Genomic DNA, 11,258 nt, shown 5'->3' with positions numbered 1-11,258 from the left:
CGCCGGGTCGCAGAAACTCGGCGGCGGCCAATCCTGCGAAACTTGAAGGGACCAGAGAAGCCCAGTTTCTTCTTGTATAAGGATTCAACAGCACGCCGAATGCTTTTTGAGTTTCTATGTTAAACAGCCGGTACGATCCATCCGCGAGGAGACGGTCGAGTCTTTCTTCAGGTCCCAGAATACGCCGCATCGCCATAAGAAGACCCAGCATTCCGATCGACTTGGTGCCGCCCTTCTCTGTTGTGGGGGGAAGCCATTGTTGAGGGGCCAGCTTCGCAAAGAGACCCTCGGATCCGTAGAGGTAGGCTCCCAATATCTTCTGGATTCCTTCTTTGAGCGTCACATCTTCCGTTACATCATAGAGGCAGAGCAATCCTTCGAAGATATAGTAGAGGTTATGAAAATCCAGAACCGGCCACACCCTGGGCTCATCCTCGTCGTGAGGATGAAAGCGGCAAGGCCCGGCCTCCGTCCAGTTGTCGATGAGAAAACGGCCGGCGTCCTCAGCTTGATGAAGGGCACCGGGGGATCCATCCGCCAGATAGAAAGTGGTGAGACTGAGGATGGTTGTCGCGACGGCGATGCTGTAGGGGGAACGGTGTTCAATGCCGGCATAGAGGCTGTTGGGATATCCACCATCCGGCAATAAATGCCTGTGGACAAAGTTCTCGATGTAACGCCGGTGCGCTTCCAAATATCGCTTCCGCTCGGTATCAGGAAGAAAAGGGGCGGCCATAGAAAGACAGGGGGTGATGGACCCCAGATCGGCCAGATTGCGTGATCGGCAGGGCGGGTTTCCCGTGTCGTTTTTCGGTTCAGCATTTACGGTGGAGCACCATCCGCCGTCCTCCTCCTGTTCCGCGACAAAGAGATCCATCGTGCGCAACGCGGCTTTCAGATAGCGTTCATCCTCAAGCAGTTTGTGACCGGCAAGGAGGGCTCTGACAATAAATCCGGCTTCCCACCACTTGGTTGCACCAAATTGATACAACCCATTGGATAACTGATATAGAACGAATTGATCGCAAACCAGGCGGAGCGTCTCTAATGGGATATTTTCCTGGCAGGTATAGCCGGGAGCGACCATGAGGCCGGTGGGGATTTGAGGCTTTTCCGGGGGCAGCCGGTTGAATTCAATCGGCGACGGCTCATCGAGGGTCCGGACGGAAATTCGGGAGAGAATCGCCCGGTAGCCGACATCGGGTTTGACCAATATTTCAAGGGGACTTTTAGTGAGATGGGCTTCTCCTTCCAGCCAAAGAGGGGCATCGGGTTTCAGTGAAACCCTTTGTTCGGATTCAAGCCCGTTAATGATAAGGTCGATGGGTGTCGGGTTCTCGCCAAGGCCCCAGAGCTCAACACCGATTCTGTACCTTCCCGGGATTAGAGCCATCTCGACCCGGATCAGTTTTCCTCGGACGCCCCATTCACCGGTTCCCACAAGCTCCACGGTCTTCAGATCGCATCCGCGCCATCGAATGGCCGGGGCGTAAACCGCATATTCCAGCAGGTCGCCATCGAGTGTCATTCTGTCGGGCCGGCCCACATCGATGAGCAGGCCGGTGGAGCCCGGATCCTCCGCGAGCAGAGCCTCTGGAGGGATGAACAGAAGAAGCCCAACGATCAGCAGAATGAAATGAAAGAAGATAGCATACGAATTCTTCGCCTGACCGCCGGTCGGCGCCGTGCCGCCCGGTGGATGCGGCGGATTCATCATCCCCGAAATTGAGGAGGCCTCATGTTCATGGTGTCCCGCCATGCCTCATTATAGCTGAAGGGTGGCAGCGAGTCCTCCCTGCGGTTCCATCACCAGGAGAGTGTCATGGTCCCGGCACATAGGCTCGTCTCGAGGCGAGGGGCAGGATCATTAACGCCATGCCTTATCCCGCGTGACTTTGTCGCCGGGATCGGCTAGCTTCAGAACGAATCGACTCCTGCGGTTGATGGCAGGACTTAATGGGGGCATTACCGTCCGCGAATTTCAGCGGCGCAACTCAAGGAGGTTTTCGTGAAGAGTATACTTGGAGTTACATCGGTCGTGCTGGTTGGGATGCTGCTCTGCGCCGGGACCGGCTTTGCGGGCGAAATCGGCCTTAAGGGCATCGAGGCCAGGCTTGGCTATGCGGATATCGAAGGTGATGTCGGCGGGGCCATCCTCTTCAGCGGCGGCGCCGATCTCGGTCAACTCACACCGGAACTCGGTCTCGAGCTTCAAGCCGATTTCTGGACAAAGAGTGAAGATTTCGGCGGCGGTGTGGAATGGTCCTGGATGGATTTCGGGATTATGTGCAACCTCCGCTACGACTTTGTCGGCGGCGCATCCTTTCTTCCTTATACATTCGCCGGCCTCGGATTCCATTACTGGGATGCCTCTTGGGATTGCCCCGGCTGTAGCACTTTCTTTGGCGACCTCAGTGAGAGCGGCTTGGAGTTCGGCTTTGATATCGGCGCCGGCGCTGAATTCGGCAAGGGTGAGGGCATAACTCCGGTCGCCCGCCTCGGCTACAACGTGAACGGCGGGGCCGATTATCTCTTCATTTCCGGCGGGATTAAATTCCCCATGGGGAACTAGACGGCCGGTACATGCTTGAACGAGGATGGGAGCATGGATACATACAACACACAAGAAGCTCCGGCAGAGAATACGGTGATGAACCTCACCATTGATCAGCTCAAAGACATTGTAGCCCGGGCCGCCCGCGGTGATGAAGAGATCTCCGTCGCCCTGGCGGGAAAATGGGAAGGCGGAGAGGTCATTCTGAGGCCCGGCAAATCCGATTTGCAGGAGAAGGTCATCCCCATGGATGTCTTCTTTCACAAAATCGTTATGCTGCGGGACCGGCTTCGCGTGTTGGAGCAGAAGATCAATAGCAATAAAGTCATGTCGGATATTGAAAAGGTGGAGCTTCAGCAATACATCACACGGATTTACGGGACGCTGACGACATTCAATGTGCTCTTCAGTCAGCGCGACGACCAGTTCCGCGGCGAGGGCACTTTCTAAACCTTATCGCCGAACGAGGATCGCGCGCGGAAGAATCGTGTGTCGAGGTGTGTTGAAGGCAAAGAAGAAACGGCGGATGGGTGGGCGCCTTTCGAGCGCTCCGCATCCGCCGTTCTGTTATCCTCAAACCGCTCGATTTACTGCAATACGATCACTTTCTTTCCGGGGGTTACGCCGCCGGAGGCTGAGGCGCGCACCCAGTACGCCCCGGCAGGAAGAGGGTTGGCAAAGGCCGCATTGGACCAGGGAACACGAGAGGGCCCGGCCGGCAAATCACCATCCCATAGAACTCCCACTCGGCGGCCCCGGACATCGAAAACCTCGACGGTCACCCGATCCGGGCTCGGCATTTCCAGCATAAGGGCGCTGGTTCCGCCCACCGGATTCGGACTGATTCCGACCAGGTGGGGCGCAATGGCAATACCGCCACCCGGCGAAGGCGGCATTCCGCCGCCCATCTCTGGGTTTTGGCCTTCCGGGACGATCTCGACATGGCCGCTTCCCGTCTTTGTCATCACGGCGATCAGGCCATCCTCGCTATAGATACCGCTTTCCTCCGAACTCCCATTTATGAAAAAATTATAGCTGGAGGGCGACTCCAGCCCAGACACGACATGCAGCGTGGCCTCTCCCGCCACAGGGAGCAGCAGGAATAGGATGGCCACAAGATGCCCTAAACTACGAAGCTTCAACCACGGATGATGTCCAGACATCTGTTCTCCCCTTTGATGATGCTCGGCGAACCGGAGTATCTACCTGCAAGGGAAGAGCCAGAAGTGCAGGTGAAATCATTTGGTCGTCGAGTTTTAATTGTCTGTGGTACAAAGAGTTACGCCATCCATGCGCGGCCTCCCATGCGTCAAATCCACCGGCCGGGAGGGGACCGGGCAAAGTGCATCCATGCCTGCAATGGATTTGGTCGAGGCTTGTAACTCTTTGTTGGACAATGTGTCCGGCGACGGCATCAAATGGCGGGTCGGGATCCATCCAGCCCTGCGGTCCTAAAATAGGGCCTTCTTTGCAGGGTGTGAGTGGCAAATCCTTTGCCAGATGGAAGCAGAGGTCGGTCACCCTACGGTGATCGACAGGTGCGGCGGGGATCTCAACTTTTGATGAGGCAGGAAGGAGCCGAGCCCATGAAATGGGCGCAGCCTGGGACCAGGCCCAGTGTTGGGAATCAACCCTAGCCGTCATACCTAATCAGATTGGTGGGCTCAATCCCTTCCGGCATCCGCTCTTGGAGAAAGAGGGATGTGCCGGATATCCGTGAGACCTACACCAACCTGCCTTTGATGTCGTCGCGAAATGCTCCGTTCCATCGGCGCATCTCACACGCGCAGATGCTGATGCCGCGCCATATCCGTATGTCACCACATCGCCTTTCCTAGGCGAAGGGGTGTGCGGCTAGGTGATATCAATCTTCTCGCTAGGAGAACAATAGGGAGGCGTCTTGTCAACAAATGGTATGCCTTTGCCTGAGGAAAATGTAAGCCATAATATAAGAGAAGTGTTCAAGGGGATGAATCAATGCCACGACGCATCAAATTGGAAGGCGAGGAACTGGAAATCCTGCGGGAAGCGTTACGGTATATGGAGCGTCGCATTTTTGATCCCGAAGATTCGCGGATTCTACATGAGATGGCGGATGCACTGGAGGATGCGATCCTGGACCGTAAAGGATTGCATCCCTTGGAAATGGAACTCACCGATGACCGGCTTGGCCTTATCTCGAAGGTTTTGCTGACCTATGCCGATCATCTCAATCACCCCGGCGCCGACATCTCCAATCGCCGAATATGCCGGCAGATTGGTGAGATGGTCGATCGGTGGCTTCCCGTTGATAAGAAGTGGGGGGGGCTGTTCGCGCCATTGAAAAAGATCGTCAGCCGGTTTCTACGATAAATGCGAAAAGGTGACTTTTTCAGGTTGGTTTAACGGTGGGCCGGATAGTACAAATTACCGCCCCTTTTGCTCCTGCCGCACCCATCGAAGGAGCTCTTCGACCTGTTCCAAAGAGGCCTTGAGCAGGACTTGCATCCCCTCGGGCTGCAGCAGCTTTCTGTGATAAGCCGCCAGGACAAAATTTAGATACCGCATCGGCATGGACGGCTTCCAGTTTGGATCCTCCGGCAATATCTCCCGGCGGGGAAATTGCCATAACGCTTCGGGATCGGCATGTTGCAGGCCCTGAAGCCGGGCCACTCCCGCGGGGACTTCATAGGCATGGGCAAAGGCGTCGACCTCTTCACCCTCGGGATCGATATCCAGCGGAATCGCCTCCAAGGGCATGAGAAAGTGGCGGGCGAAAGACTCGGCCCGCTCTTCCTCCGGGGATTCCTGCAGTTTGGATCCCAACAGACAGAAGCGATTTTTATACGGATTGATATCGGCGATGAAGTGCCCATAGGCGTGCGCCAGGGCCATCCGTCCTTCAAAGCTATGCGGCGGATGGGTCAACAGAATCGCCGGACCGGTCTCTTCGCCGAAGAGAACGCCGGCGGCGGTGAAGGGGGAGGCGACGGGAAAGATCTTGATCCCCTTTTCATCCAGGATCTCCTCGAAATCGTCGAGTGGAGCGGAACCGAGTTCCAATGTGCGGCGTTCTTCCTCTGCCAGGAGCCGCCCGTCGGTGAGGGGATCGCCGGTCAGATTGTCCTCGATGATCCGCGTGTGAGCCGGAAGCGTGAAGATAACGTCGCCTTGAAAGAGGCGTTCCAAGCGGGCGTAGCGGATGGTGAGTTCTACAAAAGTCTTCAGGCATTCCCGTACCGGTTGGGGAGTGATATCGGATCCGCCGAATGTGGGGATGGTGCGGGAGACTTCAGTGTCGAGATTCGCCAGAAGATATTCCCCGACCTTCCTTCTGGTTTCCTCATCCTCTTTCTCTTTGGCATCGATGGGATCTTCAGGGAGATGATTGTCGGTTGGATAGTCCACGGCACCCTCTGTTTTAGCGATGAAGTTCTATTAGATCAGCCTTTGTCGATTGATTTCCAGGCGGAAACAAATTGCCGGATCCGTTTGATATCGAGGGGCGCGCCGGCCACCCCACCACGGCGGATGGCGCTGCCGATGATCACACCGGCCGCTTTCGTAAATTGTCCAAGATTTTCTGCTTTAACGCCGCTCCCGACGTAGATATCGCGATCCAGGCCCATCTCGAGGAGGTCGTCTAGATCCTCAGCCGAGGCGGGGATGCCGGTGCGGGATCCTGTAATGATCAACCGATCGGCTTGGCCGCGGGTGACAAGATCGTGCGCCGCGTCTTCCAGGCTCACCGGCGCGAGGGGGCTGGCATGCTTGCACAAAAGATCGGTCCAGATCTCAACTGATGAGTTGAGATGTTTGCGGAGACGCATCGTTTCATGCGCCCGCCCCTCGATAATTCCCTGGTCCGTTGTGAAAGCGCCGGTATGGATATTGATGCGGATAAAATCGGCGCCGCAAGCCTCCGCGATCGACAGTGCCGCCGTGGCATCGTTTCTCAGGACATTCACGCCGAGTAGAAAATCCCCAAGCTTTCTGATGGCGTGAACGATACGGGCCATCGAGGCGGTTGTGATCGGTGGAACGTCAGCCGGGTAGAAGGGGGCGTCGCCATAGTTCTCAACAATAAGCCCGTCAAAAGACTCACCGAGCAGCATTTCCGCCTCTGTCACGGCATGATCGGTAATCTTCGCGATGGGGTGCCGCGATTCCGGCGCGCCGGGCAAGGCGGGGAGATGGATCACTCCGATAAGTACCCGATCCTTTGGGGATTTCTTGAGAGCCGGCAAGGTTGCCTCCTTCGGCGTTTACTAGCCCTGAGTGTATTTGTGCACGGACAGTCTGGAAAAGAAAGAGAAGAAAAGCGGATTGCAAACAAAGAATCAGACAGATTCAATCCGGCTTGGCGGAAGGCGAGGGCCTATTGAGTGTAACTGTAATAGGAGATACGAACATCACAGCGCATAAAGAAGGCTTCTTCATATCTATTTACCTCCGAATATCTCTGAACTTTTCTTTGAACTCGCCCAACATCCAAGAAGAGAATAGACCAATGAGCATGTCTGGTTTCTTGCCATAGCTACGGTGCCATAGGAGAAACCAATGGTCGTCACTTCGCCGTGCGAAATTAGGTCATCTGAGATCGGACCACCTGTAGTCCAGAACTTGATAATCTCAGAAAGCTCCTCCGAAGAATCAAGAACGAATCAAGAACGAGCAAATTGTAGCTCGTACTAACATCTTCTATCAAATCAGGCGGATAGATTTCTTGGACAATACCTATTGCCCACCCGTCCGGCGGCGTTTCTTCTTTATCACATGCCTCTACCCTGAAAGCCAGGATAAACAAAGTAAGTAAAAGAATTACGGCACGCATGATCCACCTCTATTTCAAAACAACAAGTTTGCACTTGCTATTATTGTTTTCAGATTGAAATCTGGCAAAGTAGATGCCGGATATCATAGGGAGAGAATATCGACCCATTCATTCACACCGCAGCCATTAGAAATGTCGCCATTATCCTCATAATACTCAGTTACTTCGTATTTTTGCTTGTTGGCAGAGACAACAAACGCTCCCCGGCCCGGTCCAAGTGCAAACATGTAGGGCTCGATCACCGCAGCGGTGTTTGAAGTGGAAGTTTCACAGGCCGCCATGACACCGGCGGAAGTCAATAGCATGAGGAGATTGCCGAAGAGTAGAGATCGCATCGCTAATTTCCCCCTCGCGCCAGCTCCAGCGGAAGCGGCTTGGCGAACTCCTTGGCGCTGGAAACCCACAGGTAGTGTTTTTCGCTCGCCCATGTGGCTTCAATAACAGCAACCGTCATGGAACGGGCGACAACGATCTCGTCGCGAACGGCTTGTGCAGTCGCGGTGTTGCCTAAGACAGACTGGCGCACATTCGATGACTGGATCACCAAGCAACCCTTATTCAGGGACTGAGTCCACAACTTGAATTCCTCATTCAACATGCTGGCAAGTGAGGGTTTTGGGCTCGGCGGTCCGACCAAGAACTTCTGCGCTTCGCGCTTGTCTGAATCCTTGTCATCCGTGAACCAGATAAAGAAGGACGCCTCCCTCACATCCGTGATCGTGTCAACCAACGCGTATTCAAGCGCCATTTTGACTACCGCAGGGGTGATCTCCTCGAGCGATCGTCCTTCTTTCCACAATTTGGCCTCCCTCTCGCGCAGCTGTTGTTCAACCTCACCTCGAGGTGTTAATTTTGCCGGCGTTGATGAATGGCTCCGGTCTTGTTCATCCGGTTCATGCACGCTCGGACAAACCTGGATGCCGTTGATCGTGATACGGGTCTCGGTTCGCTCCAGGGTGTAGGGGGCGATCAATTGATGTCCGTAGGCGTAGACTTCTCCGGTGTCGATGACCGCCGTTTCAGCCCAGCCAGGTGCGCTTAAAATCACCAACAACACCAGCACGATCGCATACCGCATCGAAGAACCTCCTTCCAGCCCCTCATTGGATGGACAAGATCGTTTAACCAATGAAGAATGGCCCATCCAAACCGGCTCAAATCTAACCCTCGTCTTTGGGTTTCGGTATACACCTCTCATCGCCCGGATGAAGATGACACCACTTGATCATGGACCAGGTCATTATCACCTGCCGATCGCCGTTGGGGAACAAGTACAATAAGACAGCTTCAATAATTTCCGGATCAACGAGTTTGGGCATATCATATTCATCGTTTAATGCGCCACATGCCATTGATTCTAAACAGGCAATCATCCCGGAATCCCTGATCTTGACGGCAAGAACGGGATCAGCCTCAGAATCATAAACATAGAGAAACAATTGATCGTCGATTATGCCCGTCTCTGAATCAAAGACAATCCATTCCCATTCGGGTTCTCCAGGCTGCTCGAAGGATATCCCGCCGGTGACACCATGATCGGTCTTGAATTCCGTATCTGTGACCCGGTCCCCACAACCCTGCAAAAGTAGAATTCCAAAACATCCCAAAAGGAGTATCGAGGTGACATTCAGCGCTCTCATTTCCGCCTCCCGGTCGCCCAATTCAAGGTCAATCCAAAATCAGCTCATGAAAGTCGCGCCTGTAAAAAGGTACTGCCGGACTTGTCGTAAATATTGTTATTACAATCTCCGTGCCAAGGCACGTCGAAATCCAGCATTGGGTATCCTCGTGGAGTCGCACTGTTGAAAAGCCTCCAGTGCATTTATACTAAACATGTTCCCGTGTTTTCATCCAGTGATTGGGGGGGGTACCCTTTCCCCTGGCCGGGCAAAAGATGTCGTCGTTCCCATAAACCGCAGAAGCTCATTCAACACACTGGACACTCCGGACACTTTTTCGGAGGATCAGGACTATGACGCATTCCCGGAGATTATCTGATACAAAGTGAGCGTCGGGTGTCTCGGAACCTATTGATTACGTGTAGATTGCGGCGTTGTGCCAAATCACGTGCCGTATCAAATCCTATACAAAAAACACCCTTTCAACGCTCTGCTTCCAGGAAAATGTGTCCGCTCCGGACAACCGGACACTTTCCGGACACTTTTTCAGGTCTTTCCGGGCTGCCGGATCATCCGAATGAAAAAAGAATCCGCTTTCTCTAAACCAATCAGGGTAGGAAAACAGGAAGGAAAACGGCCGATCCCTTGTCTAGCCAAGGATGCGATATAGTTTCTGTCGGGATATCCCCAGCAATCGGGCCGCGCGGCTTATGCTCCCCTTGGAAGCTTTGATCGCCGCCTTAACCTCCTCGCGGCTGAACAACTTCTCTTGATCGGGCTTCAGACTCACCTTGATGCCGGCAAGCGCTTCTCGTATCAGCTCAAGATCGAAGGACGTTTCCGTCTTCAACACCTTCCAACGCAGCCTCAGCCCGCGGACGAAATGATCGAGCTCGCGGATATTTCCAGGCCAGGCATACTCTCGGAGTATCCGCAAGCCCTTCTCCTCGATCAAAACCTCCGGCATCTCCGGATCATCCCCATTGGCGCCCCGCTTCCAAAAATGGCGAATCAGGAGCGGAAGATCTTCAAGCCGGTCCCGCAAGGGTGGGATATCGATCAGGCCTTGAGCCAATCGATAAAAAAGATCCCTGCGGAAATCACCACTTCTCAACTTGCGAAGCAGAGTCCGCTGTGTGGCGGCGACAATCCCCAGTTGAACATTGCGGATGCGTGTCGATCCAAGAGCCCTGACCTCACCGTGGTCAAGAAAACGCAACAAGGCGACTTGCGCTCGAGGTGACAGCTCACCCACTTCATCCAAAAATAGGGTGCCTTCCTCTGCCTCCCGCACCAATCCGTGTCGATTGCGGATGGCGCCGGTGAAGGCTCCCTGCTCTGCTCCGAAAAGCTCGCTCAGTATTAGAGCATCAGGACAAGCGCCACAATTGAACGGAACGAAGCGGCCCTTTCGGCCGGCAAGATCATGAATCCCGCGGGCGACGAGTTCTTTCCCGGTTCCTGTTTCGCCGACGAGGAGAATGAAAGCCCCATCCTCAGCCAGGTGGCGTGTTTGCTCCAAGACCTGAATCATCCCGATGGACCCGGTGATAAGGCCGATCTTCTCCCAAATGGAATCAAGCTTGACGGGTTTTGATAAACTTCGTTTCGATGGGGATCGGGAGGACTTCATTTGGATCTCTGGATCGCGATGCTCCTTCTTGATTCGCATGAGATAGAGACGCCAGCCGCCAACGAGATCAGCGTTCTGCCCCCGGCCCATTTCCCGAAAGAGTTCTTTTGCCCGGAGGTCGGCTTGAGCGGCCTTATCTTCTTTGCTCTGGAATTCGAGAGCCAGGCTGAGAAGACCCCATCCCTGAGCCTCTTCCCAGTCCATCCCGCACTTGGATGCGAGATCGATGGCGTCTTGCGCCCACTCCTCAGCCCGCTGCCATTGCGACTCTGCGCAAGCCAGCAGGGAGAATCTTAGAGTGCACTCGACGACAAGATCTCCCGCAGGTGCAAGCCGGGTGGCCAAGCGATGGCAAAGGTTTAAGGCGCGGTGTGCCGCGGGCAAACGTCCACAGAGCGCCAAAGTCTCCCCGAGGAATTCAAGGGATAAACATTCTTCCCGCGGCATCTCCATTCGACGAGCCATACGCCAGCAATCCAAGAGCAAACGACGGGCTTCCTGCCAGTCGCCACTCCGTGCAGCGAGCATGCCCAGCCCCAGGGCCGATCGAAGGATCAAGGTTGAGTGCCCGATCTGTCGCGCCTGCCGGTGGGCTTGCTTGAATGTCTCAAGACTTTGTTCGAGGAGACCCATCCGGTT

11 protein-coding genes are annotated in these 11,258 nt (G+C 54.7%); 3 read left to right on the top strand and 8 right to left on the bottom strand.

Annotated elements, in window-relative coordinates; translation table 11 throughout:
- The coding region (locus KJ970_05625) for a hypothetical protein (protein MBU2690388.1) at positions 1-1,717 on the bottom strand (1,717 nt) is incomplete at its 3' end.
- A 291-nt stretch (positions 1,718-2,008) separates the two neighbouring features.
- Between KJ970_05625 and KJ970_05620 the strand changes: the two genes are divergently transcribed.
- Entirely contained in the window at positions 2,009-2,572 is a 564-nt protein-coding gene (locus KJ970_05620; protein MBU2690387.1) for a porin family protein, read from the top strand.
- 33 nt (positions 2,573-2,605) lie between these two features.
- Positions 2,606-3,004, top strand: coding sequence for a hypothetical protein (locus KJ970_05615; GenBank protein MBU2690386.1), 399 nt, complete (start codon positions 2,606-2,608; stop codon positions 3,002-3,004).
- A gap of 137 nt (positions 3,005-3,141) precedes the next feature.
- Here the strand turns inward: KJ970_05615 and KJ970_05610 are convergent, their stop codons facing one another.
- Positions 3,142-3,717 (bottom strand): hypothetical protein, encoded by a 576-nt coding sequence (locus KJ970_05610; GenBank protein MBU2690385.1) that lies wholly within the window; start codon positions 3,715-3,717, stop codon positions 3,142-3,144.
- Between the two features lie 814 nt (positions 3,718-4,531).
- Here KJ970_05610 and KJ970_05605 point away from each other — a divergent pair.
- The gene (locus tag KJ970_05605; protein MBU2690384.1) at positions 4,532-4,906 is read left to right on the top strand and encodes a hypothetical protein; all 375 of its coding nucleotides are present in this window, start codon (positions 4,532-4,534) and stop codon (positions 4,904-4,906) included.
- Positions 4,907-4,960: 54 nt separating this feature from the next.
- Here the strand turns inward: KJ970_05605 and KJ970_05600 are convergent, their stop codons facing one another.
- The 6 genes from KJ970_05600 to KJ970_05575 form a co-directional block, all read right to left on the bottom strand.
- Positions 4,961-5,941, bottom strand: a complete 981-nt coding sequence (locus tag KJ970_05600) for an ImmA/IrrE family metallo-endopeptidase (protein ID MBU2690383.1) — start codon at positions 5,939-5,941, stop codon at positions 4,961-4,963.
- 35 nt (positions 5,942-5,976) lie between these two features.
- Entirely contained in the window at positions 5,977-6,780 is an 804-nt protein-coding gene (locus KJ970_05595) for a BtpA/SgcQ family protein (protein MBU2690382.1), read from the bottom strand.
- Between the two features lie 670 nt (positions 6,781-7,450).
- On the bottom strand, positions 7,451-7,702 hold the full coding sequence (locus KJ970_05590; protein MBU2690381.1) for a hypothetical protein: 252 nt from the start codon (positions 7,700-7,702) through the stop codon (positions 7,451-7,453).
- A gap of 2 nt (positions 7,703-7,704) precedes the next feature.
- A complete protein-coding gene (locus KJ970_05585; protein ID MBU2690380.1) occupies positions 7,705-8,445 on the bottom strand; it encodes a hypothetical protein in 741 nt (246 codons plus the stop codon).
- A gap of 82 nt (positions 8,446-8,527) precedes the next feature.
- On the bottom strand, positions 8,528-9,007 hold the full coding sequence (locus KJ970_05580) for a hypothetical protein (protein MBU2690379.1): 480 nt from the start codon (positions 9,005-9,007) through the stop codon (positions 8,528-8,530).
- A gap of 628 nt (positions 9,008-9,635) precedes the next feature.
- The coding region (locus KJ970_05575; GenBank protein ID MBU2690378.1) for a sigma 54-interacting transcriptional regulator at positions 9,636-11,258 on the bottom strand (1,623 nt) is incomplete at its 5' end.

The sequence above is a fragment of the Candidatus Eisenbacteria bacterium genome (assembly GCA_018831195.1).
GTDB lineage: Bacteria > Eisenbacteria > RBG-16-71-46 > CAIMUX01 > JAHJDP01 > JAHJDP01.
The sequence above is the reverse complement of the archived record's forward strand: the minus strand, read 5'-3'. Positions and strand labels throughout refer to the sequence as shown.